Annotated in this window: 12 protein-coding genes, 1 pseudogene and 1 riboswitch; of the genes and pseudogenes, 8 read left to right on the forward strand and 5 right to left on the reverse strand. The window is 70.3% G+C overall.

Features of this window, described 5'->3' with window-relative positions:
• Nucleotides 1-203: 203 nt before the first annotated feature.
• Both ACZ4U4_RS04750 and ACZ4U4_RS04755 read left to right on the forward strand, forming a co-directional pair.
• Entirely contained in the window at nucleotides 204-2324 is a 2121-nt protein-coding gene (locus tag ACZ4U4_RS04750) for a DNA gyrase/topoisomerase IV subunit B (protein WP_467869006.1), read from the forward strand.
• 149 nt (nucleotides 2325-2473) lie between these two features.
• Nucleotides 2474-2658 (forward strand): annotated as a pseudogene (locus ACZ4U4_RS04755) (cation acetate symporter); the annotation flags it as partial.
• A gap of 12 nt (nucleotides 2659-2670) precedes the next feature.
• On the opposite strand, the gene ACZ4U4_RS04760 reads toward ACZ4U4_RS04755, so the two are convergent.
• The 3 genes from ACZ4U4_RS04760 to ACZ4U4_RS04770 form a co-directional block, all read right to left on the reverse strand.
• Complete coding sequence (locus ACZ4U4_RS04760) at nucleotides 2671-3348, reverse strand: DUF7342 family protein (protein ID WP_467869007.1); 678 nt, start codon at nucleotides 3346-3348, stop codon at nucleotides 2671-2673.
• The gene (locus tag ACZ4U4_RS04765) at nucleotides 3345-4991 is read right to left on the reverse strand and encodes an ATP-binding protein (protein ID WP_467869008.1); all 1647 of its coding nucleotides are present in this window, start codon (nucleotides 4989-4991) and stop codon (nucleotides 3345-3347) included. The genes ACZ4U4_RS04760 and ACZ4U4_RS04765 overlap by 4 nt, the downstream gene beginning before the upstream one ends.
• 758 nt (nucleotides 4992-5749) lie before the next feature.
• Entirely contained in the window at nucleotides 5750-6760 is a 1011-nt protein-coding gene (locus tag ACZ4U4_RS04770) for a sucrase ferredoxin (RefSeq protein WP_467869009.1), read from the reverse strand.
• A gap of 733 nt (nucleotides 6761-7493) precedes the next feature.
• Here ACZ4U4_RS04770 and ACZ4U4_RS04775 point away from each other — a divergent pair.
• The gene (locus ACZ4U4_RS04775; RefSeq protein WP_467869010.1) at nucleotides 7494-8888 is read left to right on the forward strand and encodes a CobW family GTP-binding protein; all 1395 of its coding nucleotides are present in this window, start codon (nucleotides 7494-7496) and stop codon (nucleotides 8886-8888) included.
• A 217-nt stretch (nucleotides 8889-9105) separates the two neighbouring features.
• On the opposite strand, the gene ACZ4U4_RS04780 is transcribed toward ACZ4U4_RS04775, so the two are convergent.
• Entirely contained in the window at nucleotides 9106-11553 is a 2448-nt protein-coding gene (locus tag ACZ4U4_RS04780; protein ID WP_467869011.1) for a DNA gyrase/topoisomerase IV subunit A, read from the reverse strand.
• A 294-nt stretch (nucleotides 11554-11847) separates the two neighbouring features.
• Between ACZ4U4_RS04780 and ACZ4U4_RS04785 the strand changes: the two genes are divergently transcribed.
• From ACZ4U4_RS04785 to ACZ4U4_RS04800, 4 genes are all read left to right on the forward strand, one after another.
• Nucleotides 11848-13185, forward strand: a complete 1338-nt coding sequence (locus ACZ4U4_RS04785) for a M16 family metallopeptidase (protein WP_467869759.1) — start codon at nucleotides 11848-11850, stop codon at nucleotides 13183-13185.
• A gap of 38 nt (nucleotides 13186-13223) precedes the next feature.
• Nucleotides 13224-14606 (forward strand): M16 family metallopeptidase, encoded by a 1383-nt coding sequence (locus ACZ4U4_RS04790; protein WP_467869761.1) that lies wholly within the window; start codon nucleotides 13224-13226, stop codon nucleotides 14604-14606.
• A 242-nt stretch (nucleotides 14607-14848) separates the two neighbouring features.
• Nucleotides 14849-15005: riboswitch (cyclic di-AMP (ydaO/yuaA leader) on the forward strand.
• A 12-nt stretch (nucleotides 15006-15017) separates the two neighbouring features.
• A complete protein-coding gene (locus tag ACZ4U4_RS04795; RefSeq protein ID WP_467869012.1) occupies nucleotides 15018-15794 on the forward strand; it encodes a M23 family metallopeptidase in 777 nt (258 codons plus the stop codon).
• A 227-nt stretch (nucleotides 15795-16021) separates the two neighbouring features.
• A complete protein-coding gene (locus tag ACZ4U4_RS04800; protein WP_467869013.1) occupies nucleotides 16022-16714 on the forward strand; it encodes a GntR family transcriptional regulator in 693 nt (230 codons plus the stop codon).
• Between the two features lie 297 nt (nucleotides 16715-17011).
• Here the strand turns inward: ACZ4U4_RS04800 and ACZ4U4_RS04805 are convergent, their stop codons facing one another.
• Nucleotides 17012-17293, reverse strand: coding sequence for an HPr family phosphocarrier protein (locus ACZ4U4_RS04805; protein ID WP_030285249.1), 282 nt, complete (start codon nucleotides 17291-17293; stop codon nucleotides 17012-17014).
• Between the two features lie 211 nt (nucleotides 17294-17504).
• Here ACZ4U4_RS04805 and ACZ4U4_RS04810 point away from each other — a divergent pair, with 211 nt between their 5' ends.
• Entirely contained in the window at nucleotides 17505-20354 is a 2850-nt protein-coding gene (locus tag ACZ4U4_RS04810; protein WP_467869014.1) for a bifunctional acetate--CoA ligase family protein/GNAT family N-acetyltransferase, read from the forward strand.
• The last annotated feature ends 77 nt before the right edge of the window (nucleotides 20355-20431 follow it).

Genomic DNA, 20431 nt, shown 5'->3' on the forward strand with positions numbered 1-20431 from the left:
CGAAGGGAACGTGATGTTCGCGTCACGTCCGCCTCACCCCTTCGAGGGATCGAACTGGCGATCGAAATTCTACTACCATGAGCGTGGTGGCGGGTGGCGTCACATCGGCTCTACCTGGCCTCGGTACGCTCTTGACCGGCGATACCGCCACAACCGAGTCCGCGGAATGCGGACTGCCAGAAATTCAGCGAGGAGCGAACCGCGTGACCGCCGAGATGTCCGTGCCGTCCACCGCAGTGCTGACCGGGGCTGACCGGGACGGTTCCAACTACACCGCGCGGCACCTGCTCGTCCTGGAGGGACTCGAGGCCGTCCGCAAACGTCCCGGTATGTACATCGGCTCCACGGACAGCCGCGGCCTGATGCACTGCCTGTGGGAGATCATCGACAACTCCGTAGACGAGGCGCTCGGCGGCTACTGCGACCGCATCGAGGTGCTCCTCCACGCCGACGGCTCCGTCGAGGTCCGGGACAACGGCCGCGGCATCCCCGTCGACGTCGAGCCCAAGACCGGCCTCAGCGGCGTCGAGGTCGTCATGACCAAGCTGCACGCCGGCGGAAAGTTCGGCGGCGGCTCCTATGCCGCCTCCGGCGGTCTGCACGGCGTCGGCGCCTCCGTCGTCAACGCCCTCTCCGCCCGCCTCGACGTCGAGGTCGACCGCAACAGCAAGACACACTCGATCAGCTTCCGCCGCGGCGTCCCCGGGACCTTCACCGCATCCGGCCCGGACGCCCCCTTCGAGCCGGGCAACGGCCTGGTCAAGGGCAAGCGCGTCGCCAAGACGAAGACCGGCACCCGGGTCCGCTACTGGGCCGACCGCCAGATCTTCCTCAAGGACGCCCGGCTCTCCCTGGAGACGCTGTACGCGCGAGCCCGGCAGACCGCCTTCCTGGTCCCCGGCCTCACCCTCGTCGTCCGCGACGAACGGGGCATCGACGGCGCCGCCGCCACGGAAGAGACCTTCCACTACGACGGCGGCATCAGCGAATTCTGCGAGTACCTCGCCCAGGACAAGGCGGTCTGCGACGTCCTGCGGCTGAGCGGGCAGGGCACCTTCAAGGAGACCGTCCCCGTCCTGGACGACCGTGGCCACATGACCCCCACCGAGGTCACCCGCGAGCTGGGCGTCGACATCGCCCTCCGCTGGGGCACCGGGTACGACTCGACGGTCAGGTCCTTCGTCAACATCATCGCGACCCCCAAGGGCGGCACCCACGTCTCCGGGTTCGAACGGTCGGTCGCCAAGACCGTCAACGAGGTGCTGCGGTCGAGCAAGCTCCTCCGCGTCGCCGAGGACGACGTCGTCAAGGACGACGCCATGGAGGGGCTCACCGCCGTCGTCACCGTCCGGCTCGCGGAGCCCCAGTTCGAGGGCCAGACCAAGGAGGTGCTCGGCACCTCCGCCGCCTCCCGCATCGTCGCCCAGGTGGTCGGCCGGGAGCTCAAGGCGTTCCTGACATCCACCAAGCGCGACGCGAAGCAGCAGGCCCGCGCCGTCCTGGAGAAGGTCGTCGCCGCGGCCCGTACCCGTATCGCCGCACGTCAGCACAAGGAGGCGCAGCGCCGGAAGACGGCTCTGGAGTCCTCCTCCCTGCCGGCCAAGCTCGCCGACTGCCGCAGCGACGACGTCGAGCGCAGTGAACTCTTCATCGTCGAGGGCGACTCGGCGCTCGGTACCGCCAAGCTCGCCCGGAACTCCGAGTTCCAGGCGCTGCTGCCGATCCGCGGCAAGATCCTCAACGTACAGAAGTCGTCCGTCTCGGACATGCTCAAAAACGCCGAGTGCGGCGCCATCATCCAGGTCATAGGAGCAGGCTCCGGCCGCACCTTCGACATCGACACCGCGCGGTACGGCAAGGTCATCTTCCTCGCCGACGCCGATGTCGACGGCGCGCACATCCGGTGCCTGCTGCTGACGCTCTTCCAGCGCTACATGCGGCCCATGGTCGAGCAGGGCCGGGTCTTCTCCGCCGTCCCGCCCCTGCACCGCATCGAACTGATCAACCCCAAGAAGGGGCAGGAGAAGTACCTCTACACCTACTCCGACAACGAGCTGCGGCAGACGCTGCTCGAACTGGAGCGGAAGAAGGTCCGCTACAAGGACAGCATCCAGCGCTACAAGGGCCTCGGTGAGATGGACGCCGACCAGCTCGCCGAGACCACCATGGATCCGCGCCACCGCACCCTGCGCCGGATCAACATCAGCGATCTCGAAGCGGCGGAGCGCGCCTTCGACCTCCTGATGGGCAACGAGGTCGCCCCGCGCAAGGAGTTCATCACCAACTCCGCCTCCACGCTGGACCGTTCGCGTATCGATACCTGAGCCCCGCCGGGCGCGCTGAGGGGGTCTTCCTCCATCCAGGAGTGGAGGAAGACCCCTCGAGTGGAGGAAGACCCCCTCAGCTTTCCACCCGGGCCCCACCTCGCGGGCTGATCCGTCGGAGGCGGACGTTCCGTAGCGTCGGTGGCCGTGGGCAGCCCGACGCGGTCTTCCCCAGGGGCGGCTTTCGCCTCTTCGCCTTGGAGGACCCTGGCGTCGTATCGATCCCTCTGGGTTTTCTGTCAGGGGGTTTGGGATGGTTACTTCTGACGAGCTCGCTGATGATGCCCCATACGCGGAGATCGAAGTACGGTCCCTGACCGGCGCCGGTGCGGCCTGGACCACGTCTTCATACCCACGCATAGCGATGCTCGGGGCGCCCGGTCTCACCGTATCGGAGAGTCAGGCGAACGCGTCCTGCCCGCTCCAGGAGCTTCAGATAGCGCTGCGCCGTCTGCCGACTGAGTCCGGCTCGTACCGCAACATCCTGAGCGGACAAGGGCGCACCGGAGGTACGGAGGACGGTGCGCACACGGTCGGCTGTGGCGGCGGAGTGGCCCTTCGGCAGCTGCTCTGTCGCAATCCTGCCGGCTGACCCCAGCGCTCCGAAGATCCGGTCCACCTCTGACTGCTCGGCCTGGCCGCCGCCCTCGAAAGTTCGACGCAAGGCGGCGTATCCCTCCAACTTGGAGCGCAGGCCGGCGAACGTGAACGGTTTGACGAGGTACTGCAGAGCGCCGTGACGCATGGCCGCTTGAACCGTCGCGATGTCACGCGCCGCGGTCACCATGATGACGTCTGTCGGAATGCCGCGGCTCCGTAGGCTGCTCACCAGTTGCAGCCCCGTCCCATCGGGGAGGTAGTGGTCCAGGAGGATCAGGTCGACCGCGTGGGTGCGCAGCGCTTCGTGTGCCTGGGCTGTCGTATGGGCGAGGCAACTGACATGGAATCCTGGCACTTTGCCGACGTAGGCGGCGTTGATCTTCGCTACGTGAACGTCATCGTCCACCACGACGACATTGATCACTGATTGGCTCCTGTCGCCTCGTCGGGGAACGCATTCGTAGCGGTGCCGTCACGCCATGGGGCATCGGCTGCTGCCCTTGGAACAGCTGAGCGTCCCTCGGGCAACTCGTCGGACAACGCATCGGGGAGCGTGACCGTGAAGACAGCACCGCCTTCGGGGCGTTCGCCGACCATCGCGGTGCCGCCGTAGCGTTCGGCCAGTCTCCGCACCAGCGCCAGGCTGATGCCACGCTGGCCATGAGGCGGTGCTTCCTTCGTCGTCCACCCCTCGGTGAAGACCGAGGCGTGGTGAGTCGTCGGGACGCCGGGACCGTTGTCGCTGACGCGGATGACCGCTGTCCGCCCGTCCGCGTGGAGCTGCACTTCCAGTTGCGGGTCGGGCACCGCGGCTGTGGCATCCAGGGCGTTGTCGACCAGGTTGCCGAGAATGGTGACCAAGCTGTGGGGATCGATGAGGCGGTCGGGGAGGTGAGTGCCGGAAGAGAAGGTGAGCGAGACGCCGCGTTCGGCAGCCATAGTCGCTTTACCGACAAGAAGAGACGCCACAAGCGGATCGTGAATGCGCTCCGTGACTTGCTCGGCCGTTGCTCGATGGGCACCGACTGCATGCTGGATGAAGGAGCTGGCCTCCTCGTGAAGTCCTAGCTCCAGCAGGCCGAGCAGCGTGTGGAGTTGGTTGGCATGTTCGTGATCCTGGGCGCGCAGTGCGTCGATAAGGCCGCGGGTGCCGTCCAGTTCGCGCCCCAGCCGCTCCAGTTCCGTTCGGTCCCGCAGTGTGACCACTGCCCCGCCATCGTCGGTGGGCATCCGGTTGACCACGAGGACGCGTTGACCGCTGACGGCCAGTAGATCCGCTCCGGACACGCGGCCGGTCAGTACATCCGCCGTGCGGCCAGGAGGGAGAGCAGCATCCGCTGCCTTCCCGGTGGCCTCGGACGGCAGGTCCAGCAGCCGCTGTGCCTCGTCGTTCAGCAGGCGGATCCGCCCGTTTCTGTCGAGGGCGAGGACTCCCTCCCGGATGCCGTGCAGCATTGCTTCCCGTTCGCTGAGCAGGGCGGAAATGTCAGAGAACGCCAGGTCATGCGTACGACGTTGCAAGCGACGGGCTACCAGATAGGCAGCGAGTGCTCCTACTGCCAGGGCGCCGCCCGCATAAGCGAGCAGTTGCGGGACGGTGGAGAGAAGCCGTTCGTGCACGCTCTCGTAGGCGATGCCCACGGAGACGGCGCCGATGATCTCCTTCTCGTCGTTGCGAAGCGGTACCTTGCCGCGGGCCGATCGGCCGAGGATTCCGTCGTCGATCTCCATGACCTCGTGGCCTGCGAGGGCCAGACTGGGGTCGGTGGAGACGCGCCGTCCGATCTCGTTCGGGTCGGTGTGGGACCAGCGCACACCGTGCCTGTTCATGACCACTACATACTCGGCACCGGTGGCGTTGCGGATTCGCTCGGCTGCCCGCTGGACGGGGCCGTGGCGCGTGGGGCGTGAGTTCTCCAGCGCGTTGTCCAGTCGAGGCTCGGCAGCGGTGGTCTGGGCGATGGACAGGGCGCGGCGCATCGCCTGGTTGTCGAGTTCCGCGCTGAGCGGGGCGAGGAAAAGTCCGGTGGCGAGTGCTGTCACACCGGTGGCAATGGCCAACTGCATCAGCAGAACTTGAGCGAAGACGCGACGCGGCCAGTGGAGGCGTGGTCGCCACCAGTAGTGGGCGACTGCGGCGCATGCGGTGGTGGCTCGTCTTGACCGGTACGACATCGGCCTGCGATGCGTATCGGCCCCCGGCGGGGGTGTGCAGTGGTGGCCTTCGGCACCTGATGACTTGGGCGGCAGGACGGTGTGACCCGAGGGCTTCTCAGCGCTCGGGATCGGAAACCTTGGTCTTTCCGGGTCACCCATTTGGATGAACATTAAGGGCGGGCGCTGCCGCCTCGGTAATCCCTTGCAGTGCGAACCGGGCCTGTATACGGCTGGTGCTTATGCGATGACAGAGGGGAGTACTGGGTGGTCGGGAGCTGGTTCGGCGGAGTTATCCACAGGGCTTTCAACCGCGGATCGTTCAGTCCTAACCTCGCGAAGTGAGGGCGGGCGACACCGGAACAGCTTGGCCTGGAGGGAGAAGGCCGTGAAGCGTCTGATGTTGTTGCGCGCGACGCAGCGAGCGGGGGAGACAAGGGATGAATGCAGTAACGCGGGACTGTGCTACGCGGGGGACCCTGCCCATTCCGGGTGGTGGGCGAAGGGGGTACCTGGTGTGGCCCGTGCTCGGAATCGGCATCGCCGTCGCGGTGGCCTTGACCTTCCGGGCGGGGCCTTCCACAAAGGGGAGTCAACGGGGGGCCGTTCCAGCCCAGGAGGTGAGGGGAACTGCTCGCAGGCAGGCCCGGCGTCCTGTTGCCGTAAGTACGTCAGGACGCCGCGACGAGGCGACTGCTCCCCAGGCCCGTGGGCGAGTCGCTGCTGAGGCGAGTGATGGCCGTAACGGCCATACGCGCAGGTGGGCCGAGCAACGAGCCACAGCTCGCGGGCGCAGGAGCACCATCGGTCCGTTGTTCGACCAGCACCCGCCACAGACGGCCGTCGGAATGGGAGACGGTAATGGACCAGGCGGGGAGGGTTTCCGAAGCGGTGGCTCGCGGGGCGGCCGGGTGGTCGGCTCGCGCCGTTTCGGTCCGCACCGCGTCGGTCCGTACGACGTCGAGTGCGTCCGCACGGTGCTCACCGAGCATGGCCCGGACGGCGAGGTCGGCGGCCTGGGCGGGGCGGTCCCAGGTGGAGCGTCCTCGGCAGTGGTCGAGCAGGATCCGGCCGTCGCCGGCCGCCTCGATGGCGTGCCTGACCAGGTCGGCCGAGGCACGACCGTAGGCGTACCCGTAGGGCAGCACGACAAGGGTGGGCGCAAAGCGGTGCCCACCGATGTGGGTGACCTCCCATGCCTCGGTGCCGCTCTTCGCGAGGTCGGCGGCGAGAGGGCGCCCCAGGACGGCGCAGCACCGGTCCCGCTTGCCGTTCGTGCAGACCAGGACGAGAGGGGGGCCGGCGTAGGCGTCCCAGAGCCCATCGTGATGACCGGCGCCCGCGGCGGTGAAGCCCAGCCGGAGCAGGCTCTTCGGATCGGCGAGCGTGGTGGTGCGGATCCAGGAGCGGCCCGGTGCGGTATGGGCGAGGAACGCACGGCGCCGGAGCATGGAGCCTCTCCTGCTGTACGGGCCGGGGCGGCGGATCAGCGCAACGCGGACGCCGGTCCCGTCGGTAGCAGCCTTCAAGGCTCGTCCGAGGTCCGGGTCGAGGTGGCTGTTCGTCAGCGCCTCGGCTCCCCACGGGCCCGGCTGCTCGATGAGCAGCCAGGTTCGGGCGGTGGCCGCGGTTCCGGCGAGGGGCTCGGCGCCTTCGCGGGAAGCAAGAGTGCAGGTGCTCACGAAGGTAAGCCTAACCTGCCTGAGGTGGAGGGTGACCCGGACAACGTGCTGGCGGGGGAGCGGGCTGCGGATGCTGGAGGAGGAGACGCAGGTGGTGAGCCGCGCGACGGGCACATGAGCGACTGCCGTCCCCACCGGGCGACGGGCGATGTTCGGAGGCATCGCAGGAAGTCTGCTGCCACGACGGGGCCGCGCGGGGCTGCGCGACCTGCCGGTGGACCGGGGCGAAAGGGCACCGGGCGGTCCCGGCGGACAGGACGACGGTAGGGCTGGGAGGGCGCGGGGTGGCCTCGGGGTGGCACGGTGCTCAGAGCTCTCTGGAGACTCGGCTGTAGTCCTGTGAGACTCAGCGGCAGATATCAGGGACGGGGGAGCGTCGTTCCCTCCCGCCAGTAGTGACTGAGGCGGTGTCCCTCAAGGCGGGGAGCACCGCAGCTTCAGGCCGTAGGCAACCGCGGTCATGGGAACTAGTGCTCTGGTTTGGCCTGCGGGATTGGATTCTGCTGGGGGCTGGGTTTCCCACCCCGCTTGCCTTGCTGCTGGTTGTGGGAGAAGGCGTGGGCGGCAGACGGCTCGGCTGATGACGGCGGATGCGGACCGCTTCGCTTCGTCGGTCGAGGTGCGTCACCTGGGCGCAGTGCGGGGTCCGTTACGATCGGCAGCCTGATTTCCGCCGGTCCGCTCAGTCCGCCACCGTGTCGCGGTCCGGCCTCCGAACCATGGAGGCGCCCCCTTGGCCACGCAGCAGATTCCGGTCGTCGTCCTCGCCGGCTTTCTGGGATCGGGCAAGACCACGTTGCTCAACCATCTCCTGGCGGCAGGGGACGGCACGCGCATCGGCGCCGTTGTCAACGATTTCGGGAGCATCGAGATTGATGCGATGACGGTCGCCGGCCAGGTGGACTCGATGGTTTCGCTCGGTAACGGATGCCTGTGCTGCGCGGTCGATACCAGTGAGCTGGACGAGTACCTGGAGCGTCTCGCACGGCCCGCAGCCCGTATCGACGTCATCGTCATCGAGGCCAGCGGCCTGGCCGAGCCCCAGGAACTCATCCGCATGATCCTCGCCAGCGAGAACACGCGGATCGTCTATGGCGGCCTGGTCGAGGTCGTCGATGCCGCCGAATTCGATGCAACGCGCAGTCGCCATCCTGAACTCGACCGGCATGTGGGCATCGCCGACCTCGTCGTTCTCAACAAGGCTGACCGCATCGGTGACGAACAGCGCCGACGGCTCACCACCACCTTGAGTGAGCTGGCGCCGGGGCGGCCCGTGATCTGCGCGGCATACGGACGTATCGACCCGGAGATGTTCTTCGACCGCGGGCCGGGAGATGACTGTGACCCTGCGGTGAAGCAGCTGTCATTCGAAGACCTGCTGCGCGAAACGGCCGACTACCGTGCTGCGCGCCGTCGCGACGAGGAGGCGGTCACGCGTATTGGTTCGCAGAGTGATTACCAGTCGGGTGCGGCACCGCGTGACAGTCACCATCCTCAACCTGAGCTGGTGGTTGCCCGAGACGGCAGTACGCGTGCGTATGACGCGTCGCCCGAGGACCAGCGACAGTTGCAGCCTCACGAGGGGCATTGCCACGCCGACGGTGAACCATGCTCGGGCGACTGCCGCGGACAGCATCTGCACAGTGGCTACCAGAGCGTGGAGTTCATTTCGTCCATCGCCATGCACCCGCGTCGGCTGATGGACTTCCTCGACAGTCGCCCGGCAGGTCTGTACCGCATCAAGGGGTTCGTGCACTTCGATGTCCCGGGAAGCAGGCAGAAGTTCGGGGTGCATGCGGTGGGCGACTTTCTCCGCTTCTACCCGACGTCCTGGGAGCGCGGTGAGGAACGTTGCACGCAGCTCGTTCTCATCGGTAGCGGTATCGATGCTGAGTCACTGCAGAGTGAGTTGAGCGCGTGCAGGATGACGGAAGCGGTGACTGTCACCGCACCGCCCCCTCACGCCACACCCGCGCCCAACCAACCACCCCAGGGCGCAACATCACCCCAAGACGCGGCACCACACCACCCCACGTCCTCCCACGACGACGACCTCCTGGAGCGCGCCATGTGGGGCGTCCTGCGTTACGTAGCCGATCGCGATGACCAGGACGGTCAAGGGGCATAACGCCGACCACGAAGCCCCAGCAGCCCAGGGACAACGGCGATGACCCGCCCGCCTCTCTCCCCCCCCCGCCCCGCCGCCCTGCCCACACAGCACAAGGGGCGCCCCCCATCCCACCCGATGCGGGAGCGCCCCTTCAACGTGACTGTCGGCTCAGCTCAACGTCGCTGCTGCCCCAACGCCGCAGACAGCAGTCGGCCCGTCGGCCGTGACGGTGCCGCTACACCGGCCCCGCCACCGCCGTCACCTGCTTCGCCAGCGGTACGCCGGAGCCGTCGCGTCGCGGGTCCGGCTCCGGGAGGGGGGCCGGGGCGCCCTTGGCGTCGGCGGCGCGGGCGGGGGCCGCGCCCGCCCAGGCGAAGGTGAGACAGTCCTCGCCCTTCAGGAAGCGCTGGCAGCGGACGCCGCCGGTGGCGCGGCCCTTGCGCGGGTACTGGTCGAACGGGGTGAGCTTGGCCGTCGCCACCGAGTCGTCGAGCATGCCGTGGGAACCGGCGACGGTGAAGACCGCCGCGTCGGCGGCCGGGTCGACGGCGGCGAAGGAGAGCACCTTGGCCCCCGCGCTGAGCTTGACGCCTGCCATACCGCCCGCCGGGCGGCCCTGCGGCCGGACCTGCGAGGCCGGGTACCGCAGCAGTTGCGCCTCGTCGGTGATGAAGACCAGGTCCTCCTCACCGGTGCGCAGTTCCGCGGCGCCGACGATGCGGTCACCCTCCTTGAGGGTGATGACCTCCAACTCGTCCTTGTGCGCCGGGTAGTCGGGCACCACGCGTTTGACGATGCCCTGTTCCGTACCGAGTGCGAGGCCGGGCGAGGACTCGTCGAGTGTGGTCAGACAGATCAACGTCTCGTCGTCCTGCAAGGTCAGGAACTCCGACAGTTGCGCGCCGCCGGCGAGACTGGGGGCGGCCGCCGTCTCGGGGAGCTGCGGCAGATCGATCACCGGCAGCCGCAGCAGCCGTCCCGTCGAGGTCACCGCACCGACCTCACCGCGCGTGGTCGCGGGTACGGCGGAGACGATGACGTCGTGCTTGACGCGCTTGGCATCGGCGTCGAACGGAGTGTCCCCGCCGACCGTCCGGGCCAGCAGGCCCGTCGACGACAGCAGCACCCGGCACGGGTCGTCGGAGACCTCCAGCGGCACCGCGGCGACCGAGGTGCCGGCGGACTCCAGCAGCACCGTGCGGCGCTCGGTGCCGTACTTCTTGGCGACGGCGGCGAGTTCGCCGGAGACCAGTTTGCGCAGCTCGGCGTCCGAATCCAGGATGCGGGTCAGCTGCTCGATCTCCTTGCGCAGCGTGTCGCGCTCCGACTCCAGCTCGATGCGGTCGAACTTGGTGAGCCGGCGCAGCGGCGTGTCCAGGATGTACTGCGTCTGGATGTCGCTGAGGGAGAAGCGCTCGATCAGCCGCTCCTTGGCCTGCGCGCTGTTCTCGCTGGAGCGGATCAGGCGGATGACCTCGTCGATGTCGACAAGGGCGGTGAGCAGGCCCTCCACCAGGTGGAGCCGGTCGCGGCGCTTGCCGCGGCGAAATTCGCTGCGCCGCCGTACGACCTCGAAGCGGTGGTCGACATAGACCTCCAGCAGCTCCTTGAGGCCCAGGGTGAGCGGCTGGCCGTCGACGAGGGCGACGTTGTTGATGCCGAAGGACTCCTCCATCGGCGTCAGCTTGTAGAGCTGCTCCAGGACGGCTTCCGGGTTGAAGCCGTTCTTGATCTCGATGACCAGACGCAGACCGTGTTCGCGGTCGGTGAGGTCCTTGACGTCGGCGATGCCCTGCAGCTTCTTCGAGCCGACCAGGTCCTTGATCTTCGAGATGACCTTCTCGGGACCGACGCTGAAGGGCAGTTCGGTGACGACCAGGCCCTTACGGCGCGCGGTGACGTTCTCGACCGCCACCGTGGCGCGGATCTTGAAGGTGCCGCGGCCCTTCTCGTACGCGTCGCGCACCCCGCCCAGCCCCACGATCCGGCCACCGGTGGGCAGATCGGGGCCCGGTACGAACCGCATCAGCGTTTCGAGGTCGGCGTTGGGGTGCTTGATGAGGTGGCGCGCGGCGGCGATGACCTCGCCGAGGTTGTGCGGCGGCATGTTCGTCGCCATGCCGACGGCGATCCCGGACGCGCCGTTGACCAGGAGATTCGGGTATGCGGCGGGGAGGGTGACCGGCTCCTGCTCCTGACCGTCGTAGTTCGGCGCGAAGTCGACGGTGTCCTCGTCGATCGACTCCGTCATCAGGGACGACGGGGACGCCATCCGGCACTCGGTGTACCGCATCGCGGCGGGCGGGTCGTCGTTGCCGAGCGAGCCGAAGTTGCCGTGGCCGTCCACCAGGGGCAGCCGCATCGAGAAGGGCTGCGCCATGCGCACCAGGGCGTCGTAGATGGAGGCGTCGCCGTGGGGGTGGAGCTTACCCATGACCTCGCCGACGACGCGGGCGCACTTGACGTAGCCGCGGTCGGGGCGCAGGCCCATCTCGTTCATCTGGTAGAGGATGCGGCGCTGCACGGGCTTCATGCCGTCCCGCGCGTCCGGCAGGGCGCGGGAGTAGATGACCGAATACGCGTACTCGAGGAAGGAACCCTGCATCTCGTCGACGACGTCGATGTCGAGGATCCTCTCCTCGAAGTCGTCCGGCGGCGGGGTCTTCGTGCTGCGGCGGGCCATCGCGGCTGCGGCTCCTTCTGCTGCGTCTACTGCCGATGTGTGGGTCGACCAGCCGTTGGTGAACAGCTGCCGGTCCGACCGGCGGGGGATCGACCGGTGAGTCTGCTGACTCCGACGCGGACCATTGTGGACCGCCCCACCGACAACGCCGGACGCGACTCCCCTCCAGGGGGCCGTGGCGCGCCTCCGGACGCTCGTACGGGGGTGGTCGGACGGGAACTTCGCCAGATGCCGACGCGGTTGCATACAGTGACAGGACTTCCTCGCAAGCGGATCGAAGGGACGTACATGCCCATGGGTCACACGGCCACAGAAAAAGCCGGCTCCGGCGGCCTGACAGCGACCGAGCACCGGCTGGCCAACGGCCTGCGCGTGGTGCTCTCGGTAGACCCTCTGACACCGGTGGCAGCGGTCTGCCTCTGGTACGACGTCGGCTCCCGTCACGAGGTCAAGGGCCGTACGGGTCTGGCCCACCTCTTCGAGCACCTGATGTTCCAGGGGTCCGCGCAGGTCAAGGGGAACGGTCACTTCGAGCTGGTGCAGGGCGCCGGCGGGTCGCTGAACGGCACCACGAGCTTCGAGCGCACCAACTACTTCGAGACCATGCCCGCCCATGAGCTGGAGCTGGCGCTCTGGCTGGAGGCGGACCGGATGGGCTCCCTCCTGACCGCGCTCGACGAGGATTCGCTGGAGAACCAGCGCGACGTCGTCAAGAACGAACGCCGCCAGCGGTACGACAACGTCCCCTACGGCACGGCCTTCGAGAAGCTGACGGCCATGGCGTACCCGGAGGGCCACCCGTACCACCACACGCCGATCGGGTCGATGGCCGATCTGGACGCGGCGTCCCTGGAGGACGCGCGGGCGTTCTTCCGCACCTACTACGCGCCGAACAACGCCGTCCTGTCGGTGGTCGGCGACATCGACCCCGAGCAGACGCTCGCCTGGATCGAGAAGTACTTCGGGTCGATTCCCTCGCACGACGGCAAGCAGCCGCCGCGCAGCGGCGAGCTGCCGGAGACGATCGGCGGCCAGCTGCGGGAGGTCGTCGAGGAGGAGGTGCCCTCGCGTGCCCTGATGGCGGCCTACCGGCTGCCGCACGACGGCACCCGGGAGGCGGACGCCGCCGATCTCGCGCTGACCGTCCTGGGCGGCGGCGAGTCCTCGCGCCTCTACAACCGCCTGGTGCGCCGCGACCGCTCCGCCGTCGCCGCCGGGTTCGGTCTGCTGCGGCTGGCCGGCGCGCCGTCCCTGGGCTGGCTGGACGTCAAGACGTCCGGTGGCGTCGAGGTCGCGGACATCGAGAGCGCCGTCGACGAGGAGCTGGCCCGGTTCGCCGCCGAGGGGCCGACCCCGGAGGAGATGGAGCGGGCGCAGGCCCAGCTGGAGCGCGAGTGGCTGGACCGCCTCGCGACGGTCAGCGGTCGCGCCGACGAACTGTGCCGCTACGCCGTCCTGTTCGGTGACCCGCAGCTGGCGCTGACCGCCGTGGGGCGTGTTCTGGACATCACGCCCGAGGAGGTGCAGGCCGTCGCCCAGGCCCGGCTGCGCCCCGACAACCGCGCGGTGCTCGTGTACGAGCCGACCGCCGCCGACGACAGCGCCGACAACGACGAGGAGGCGGACCGGTGAGCGACGCCACCACCCGCGAGGACCTGGCCATGAGCGAGATGACCTTCCACCCGCAGCCCCGGGGCGGGGCGCCCAGGCCGTGGGCCTTCCCGGCGCCCGAGCGCGGTGCGCTGCCCAACGGCCTGACGGTGTTGCGCAGCCACCGCCCCGGCCAGCAGGTCGTCGCCGTCGAGGTCGACATCGTCGCGCCGCTGGAGACCGAGCCGGAGGGTCTGGACGGCGTCGCCACGATCATGGCGCGGGCGCTGTCGGAGGGCACCGACCGGCACGACGCCGAGGAGTTCGCCGCCGAACTGGAGCGCTGCGGCGCCACGTTGGACGCCCACGCCGACCACCCCGGTGTCCGCGTCTCCCTGGAGGTCCCCGCCTCCCGGCTGTCGCGCGCCCTGGGGCTGCTCGCCGACGCGCTGCGCGCCCCCGCCTTCCCCGAGGGCGAGGTGGAGCGCCTGGTGCGTAACCGTCTCGACGAGATCCCGCACGAGCTGGCCAACCCGGGGCGCCGCGCCGCGATGGCGCTGTCCAAGGAGCTCTTCCCCGCGTCGTCGCGGATGTCGCGGCCCCGGCAGGGCACCGAGGAGACCGTCGGACATATCGACGCGGCGGCCGTCCGGGCGTTCTACGACGCCCATGTGCGGCCCGCGGCGGCCACCGTCGTGATCGTCGGCGACTTCACCGGCATCGACGTGGACGCGGCGCTCGCCGACACGCTGGGCGCCTGGCAGGGGCCGGCCGCCGAGCCGGTCGCCGTCACGCCGATCACCGCGGACGACACCGGCCGCGTCGTGATCGTCGACCGCCCCGGCGCGGTGCAGACGCAGCTGCTCATCGGGCGGATCGGCGCCGACCGCCACGACCGTCAGTGGCCCGCACAGGTCCTCGGTACGTACTGCCTGGGCGGCACCCTGACGTCGCGTCTGGACCGCGTGCTGCGTGAGGAGAAGGGCTACACCTACGGGGTGCGGGCCTTCGGTCAGGTGCTGCGGTCGTCGGCGCCGGACGCGCCCGGGGGGCCCACCGGCGCCTCGATGCTGGCGATCAGCGGTTCGGTCGACACCGAGTCCACCGGCCCGGCCCTCGACGACCTGTGGAAGGTGCTGCGCACCCTCGCGGCGGAGGGGCTGACCGACGCCGAGCGGGACGTGGCGGTGCAGAACCTCGTCGGCGTCGCGCCGCTGAAGTACGAGACGGCGGCAGCGGTCGCGGGCACCCTCGCCGACCAGGTGGAGCAGCATCTGCCGGACGACTACCAGGCGCAGCTGTACGCGCGGCTGGCCGAGACCGGCACGGTCGAGGCGACCGCCGCCGTGGTCAGCGCGTTCCCGGCCGACCGGCTGGTGACGGTGCTGGTCGGTGACGCGGCGCAGATCGCCGAGCCGGTCCGGGCGCTGGGCATCGGCGAGGTGACGGTCGTCAGCGGCTGACGAACCGTGGGGCGGTGGCCCCGGCCGGGCTGTTCCGGCGGCCCGGCACAGTAGGGCAGAAGGGGATCCCGGGGTGGCGAAGTGCCCTCGGGATCCCCTTTGTGCTGTGGAATGTCAGCTTCCGGTTCCCTCGTCCCGGTGTGGCGTAACGCACAAAAACGCGTTTCTGTTTGCCGATTGAAAGTTGCCGCGATTAGCGTCAAGCGCGCTGTCCGCCAGCAGCAGGCCGCAACCGCGGCACCGGACAGTCATCGCCGAGTCCCCGTACGGCGCGAGCCAGGGGAGCCGGGGACCCACACGTCCCCTGGGGTGAATCGGGTACCTCTCCGGAGGAACCCGTAGGAGACCTTCCTGCTCCGAACCCGTCAGCTAACCCGGTAGGCGAGAAGGAAGGAAAGGACCAGCCAGCACATGGCGTTCACCCGTGCCACCGGGAAGCACCGCCGTCCGAGCCGCAGCGCCCGGACGACCCGCAACATCGCCGGCATCGCCGGTCTCGCCGCATCCGGCGTCGTCGCCTCCGTCTCCTCTCCCGCGATGGCCGCCACCTCCGGTGCCGGGCACGACACGGGTCTGCAGCGGGCCGTCGTCCTCGGCGACGAACTCGCCGAGCGCGTCCAGGCCCAGGCCGATGCGCAGCAGGCCGTCGCCGAGACGGCCGAGGCCAAGGCGAAGGCCGAGGCCGACGCGGTGAAGCAGGCCCAGGCCGCCAAGGCGGCGGCCGACAAGCGGCACGAGGCCGAGGTCCGCGCGGCCCGCGAGGAGGAGCGCAAGCGCCTCAACGCCTTCGTCGCCCCGATCGCCGGCTCGTACGTCTCCACCGCCTACAAGGCGTCCAGCGGACTGTGGTCCTCCGGCACCCACACCGGTATCGACTTCCACGCCGCCACCGGCACCACCGTGCACGCCGTCGGCGCGGGCACCGTCGTCGAGGCCGGCTGGGGCGGTGCGTACGGCAACAACATCGTCATCAAGATGAACGACGGTACGTACACCCAGTACGGCCACCTGTCGCAGATCGGTGTCTCGGTCGGCCAGCAGGTGATGCCCGGTCAGCAGATCGCGCTGTCCGGCGCGACCGGCAACGTCACCGGCCCGCACCTGCACTTCGAGGCCCGTACCGGCCCCGACTACGGCTCGGACATCGACCCGATCGCCTACCTGCGCGCGCACGGCATCAACGTCTGACCCCGCACTTCCCGGAGCCCCGGACCGCCCTGACAGGGTGTCCGGGGCTCTGTCGTGTCCGGTGCCGTACGGCGGATGGCCGGATTTCCCGGGGGCCGGGGAACGCACTCACCAAAAGATTTCCATGAATGTGTGAAGGCGGTAAAGGAGTCGACACCGTCGAATAGAGTCACGGAAAAGGCGCCGTGCACCGGCGTTTTCCGGGGAGGACGGTGGAGGTGCCCACGATGACGCAAGGCGAGATTTCCGTGCAGCGCATCTCCACGGCGATTCGTGACGACATCGTTTCCGGCACGCTGATCCCCGGCAGCCGGCTCGTCGAGGACATTCTGGCCACCCGGTACGGCGTCTCCCGGGTGCCGGTCCGCGAGGCGTTACGGACCCTGCAGTCGGAGGGGTTCGTCACCGCGCGGCGGCACGCGGGCGCCTGCGTCGCCGCGCCCACCGCTCAGGAGGCGGCCGACCTCCTGGACCTGCGGGCCCTCCTGGAGCCGATGGGCGCCGCCCGCGCCGCGGCCCGCCGCACCGATGCGCAACTGAAGGTCTTACGGGGCGTGGTGCGGCTCGGCAGGGAGCGCGCCCGCCGCGACTGCCCGGGTGACCTGCCCCGTCTGGACGGCTGGTTCCACGAGACGCTGGCGCGGGCGGCGGGCAATCCGGGGCTGACGGCGCTGCTGACCCAGGTGCGGCGGAAGATCGAGTGGATGTACGTCGTCGAGCGTCCGGCGCGGTACGCGGAGACCTGGGACGACCACGGCGCGGTGCTGGACGCGGTGGCCCGCGGCGACGCGGAGGCGGCACGAGCCCTGATGGCCTCGCACGTGGCGCGGTCACTCCCGGCCTACCGCCCGCGGCACCGGCAGCCCGCGGCGCGCCCCGTGCCGCGCCCCGTCGGCAGTGGGCGTGTGCGTTCTTCCTAGAGGCGCGATGAAACGGGACGGCCGGAGCATGGCGGAATCCTGTCGGCCTCGTACGGGAAATTGCGGAATCGGGTTCCGATAAAACACGCCATCCGGGAATTGCCGCACCGAGTGGCGTGTATTCAACTATTCGGCCGTGCGGCGCAGACGGGCCGGGAATTACGGGCGGGGGAGTGTGCGGCGCTTCGGCGCGCGGCGTTCCGTCGCCGGGAACGCGAAAGGCCCCGCCGCGGTGACCGGTTCCGGTCGGGGCGGCGGGGCCTTTCCCCGGTTGCGGGGAGGCGGGGGAGTCCCGGCTCAGACGGTCTCCGGCAGCTCGTCGAGCCCCTCGGCGACCAGCTTCGCCAGACGCTCCAGCGCGGCCTCCGCACCCTCGGCGTCCGAGGCGAGCACGATCTCCTCGCCGCCCTGGGCGCCCAGGCCCAGCACCGCGAGCATCGAGGCCGCGTTCACGGGGTTGCCGTCGGCCTTGGCGATCGTCACGGGAACGCCGGCGGCGGTGGCCGCACGGACGAAGATCGAGGCGGGACGGGCGTGCAGCCCTTCGGCCCAACCGACATTGACGCGGCGCTCAGCCATGGTGTTGCCCTTCGAGTCGTCACAGTTGTCTAGACCAGTCTCTCACGCGGTCCCCGGTGCTCCGGAAGTCCCACCTCCGGTGTTCCGCACCACGTCCGGACCGGTCCGCCGCTGCCGCGCGGGCTCCACCGTTCGCCCACCCGCGGCCCGCCTCGCACCCGGCCCCGCGCGCACCGGGCCGGTTGTCGGTGGCCGGTCGTACGCTGTCCGCATGCAGCAGCCGCCGGATCATGCGTACCCGAGCCACTGGGAAGCCGATGTGGTGCTGCGCGACGGCGGCACCGCCCGGATCCGCCCGATCACCCCGGACGACGCCGAGCGCCTGGTCTCCTTCTACGAGCAGGTCTCGGACGAATCGAAGTACTACCGCTTCTTCGCGCCCTACCCCCGCCTCTCCGACCGCGACGTGCACCGCTTCACCCACCACGACTACGTCGACCGGGTCGGCCTCGCCGCCACCGTGGGCGGCGAGTTCATCGCCACCGTCCGCTACGACCGGATCGACCACCGGGGCCTGCCGGCCAAGGACCCGGGGGACGACCAGGCGGAGGTCGCCTTCCTGGTGCAGGACGCCCACCAGGGCCGCGGCGTCGCCTCCGCGCTGCTGGAGCACATCGCCGCCGTCGCCCGGGAGCGCGGCATCCGCCGGTTCGCCGCCGAGGTGCTGCCCGCCAACACCAAGATGATCAAGGTGTTCACGGACGCCGGGTACACCCAGCAGCGCACCTTCGAGGACGGCGTCGTCCGGCTGGAATTCGATCTCGAACCGACCGAGCAGTCGATGGCCGTGATGCGCGGCCGCGAGCAGCGCGCCGAGGCCCGCTCCATGCAGCGCCTCCTCGCCCCCGGCTCGGTCGCCGTCATCGGGACCGGCCGCACCCCCGGCGGCGTCGGCCGCACCGCGCTGCGCCACCTCCTCGACTCCGGCTTCACCGGCCGCGTCCATGCCGTCAACCACGCCTTCCCCGAGGGGACGGACCGCCTCGAACCCGAGGGCGTGCCCGCCGTCCGCTCGCTGCGGGAGATCGACGGCCCGGTCGACCTCGCGGTCATCGCCGTCCCCGCCGACCGCGTCCCCGAGGTGATCGACGACTGCGGGGAGCACGGCGTCCAGGGAGTCCTGGTCCTCTCCTCCGGGTACGCCGAGGCCGGCGCCGAGGGGCGCGAACGCCAGCGCGCCCTGCTGCGCCGCACCCGCTCGTACGGTATGCGGCTGATCGGCCCGAACGCCTTCGGCCTGATCAACACCGCCCCCGGTGTCCGGCTGAACGCCTCCTTCGCCCCGGAGATGCCCGCCACCGGCCGCATCGGGCTCTTCACCCAGTCCGGCGCGATCGGCATCGCCCTGCTCAGCGGATTGCACGAGCGCGGCCCCGGCGACGGCTCGCCCGCCGGGATCTCCACCTTCGTCTCCGCGGGCAACCGCGCCGACGCCTCCGGCAACGACCTGCTCCAGTACTGGTACGACGATCCGGACACCGACGTCGCGATCCTCTACCTCGAATCCATCGGCAACCCCCGCAAGTTCACCCGCCTCGCCCGCCGCACCGCCGCCGTCAAACCGGTCGTCGTCGCCAAGGGCGCCCGCCACCACGGCACCGCGCCCCTGGGCCACACGGTTCCCACCGTCCGCATCCCGGACAGCACCGTCGCCGCCCTGATGCGGCAGGCCGGGGTCATCCGCGTCGACACCGTCACCGAACTCCTCGACGCCGGGCTGCTGCTCGCCTCCCAGCCACTCCCCACGGGCGCCCGCGTCGCCGTCCTCGGCAACTCCGAGGCGCTCTCCCTCCTCGCCTACGACGCCTGCCTGACCGAGGGCCTGCGTCCGCGCCGCCCCCGGGTGCTGCCCTCCGCGGCGTCCCCGCACGACTTCCACACCGCCCTCACCGAGGAGTTGGCGCGCGAGGGCTGCGACGCGGTCGTCGTCACCGCGATCCCCTGGGTCGGCGAGGGCGAGGCGACCACCCGGGGAGAGGCCGAGGAGCTGGCCACGGCGCTGCGCTCGGCGGCCGCCACGGGCCCCGCCAAACCCGTTGCCGTCGCCCACCTGGCCATGGACGCGCTCGCCATGGCCCTGGCCGCCCCGGCCGTTCCGGGGAGGGACGAGGACGCGGCCCCGGGCGGCGACCTCGCGGGCCCGGAGCCTGGAGCGGATTCCGCCACCCCGTACCCGGCCGCCCGCGTCCCGCTCCCGGCCTATCCTGCCGCCGAGCGCGCGGTCCGGGCCCTCGCCGAGGCCGTCCGGTACGCCGCCTGGCGCCGGGAGGCCGCCGAGCCGGGCCGGGTCCCCGCGTACGACGACATAGAGGAGGCCGCGGCCGGCGCCGACATCGCGCGGCTGCTCGACCGCCTCGACCCGCCCGCCGGCCGCTCCGTCCCGCTGCCCACCGAGGACGCCGCCGCCCTGCTCGCCCGCTACGGCATCCCCACCGAACCGTCGCTGCCCGCCCCCGGCCCGGACGCCGCCGCCCGCGCTGCCGCCCGGCTCGGCTACCCGGTCGCCCTCAAGACGACCGCCCCCCACCTCAGACACCGCAGCGACCTCGGCGGCATCCGCCTCGACATCGCCGACGAGGAGGATCTGCGCCGCACCTATGGCGAGCTGACCGCGGCCCTCGGTACCCCGGAGGAGCTGGTGCCCGTGGTGCAGAAGATGGTGCCGCGCGGCGTCGACACCGTCGTCCGCGCCGCCATCGACCCGGCGGCCGGTGCCGTCCTCTCGTTCGGCCTGGCGGGCGCCCCCTCCCAACTGCTGGGCGACATCGCGCACCGCCTCATCCCCGCGACCGACCGCGATGTCGACGCCCAGATCCGGTCGATCCGCGCCGCCCCGCTCCTCTTCGGCTGGCGCGGCTCCCAGCCGGTCGACACCGCCGCGCTCGCCGATGTGCTGCTGCGGGTCTCCCGGCTGGTCGACGACCACCCCGAGGTGGTGGGCGTCGATCTGGAGCCGGTCGTCGTCGCCCCGCACGGCCTGTCCGTCCTCGGGGCATCCGTCCGCCTCGCCCGTCCGCCCGCCACCACCGACCTCGGCCCCCGCCGCCTGCCCGTCTACTGACCACCCGCGCCGGGCCCGCCGGCGCGGGCGCGGACCGGCTCGTCCCGGGCGTCCTGCTGCCCCCTTGGGGGCCCGTA

The organism is Streptomyces sp. NPDC029159, assembly GCF_055564055.1.

Excerpts from the sequence above, each read along its gene's own strand:
- ACZ4U4_RS04765 (WP_467869008.1), bottom strand. The coding sequence starts at position 4,991 with ATGCAGTTGGCCATTGCCACCGGTGTGACAGCACTCGCCACCGGACTT.
- ACZ4U4_RS04780 (WP_467869011.1), bottom strand. The coding sequence starts at position 11,553 with ATGGCCCGCCGCAGCACGAAGACCCCGCCGCCGGACGACTTCGAGGAG.
- ACZ4U4_RS04785 (WP_467869759.1), top strand. The coding sequence starts at position 11,848 with ATGGGTCACACGGCCACAGAAAAAGCCGGCTCCGGCGGCCTGACAGCG.
- ACZ4U4_RS04790 (WP_467869761.1), top strand. The coding sequence starts at position 13,224 with ATGACCTTCCACCCGCAGCCCCGGGGCGGGGCGCCCAGGCCGTGGGCC.
- ACZ4U4_RS04795 (WP_467869012.1), top strand. The coding sequence starts at position 15,018 with ATGGCGTTCACCCGTGCCACCGGGAAGCACCGCCGTCCGAGCCGCAGC.
- ACZ4U4_RS04800 (WP_467869013.1), top strand. The coding sequence starts at position 16,022 with ATGACGCAAGGCGAGATTTCCGTGCAGCGCATCTCCACGGCGATTCGT.
- ACZ4U4_RS04805 (WP_030285249.1), bottom strand. The coding sequence starts at position 17,293 with ATGGCTGAGCGCCGCGTCAATGTCGGTTGGGCCGAAGGGCTGCACGCC.
- ACZ4U4_RS04810 (WP_467869014.1), top strand. The coding sequence starts at position 17,505 with ATGCAGCAGCCGCCGGATCATGCGTACCCGAGCCACTGGGAAGCCGAT.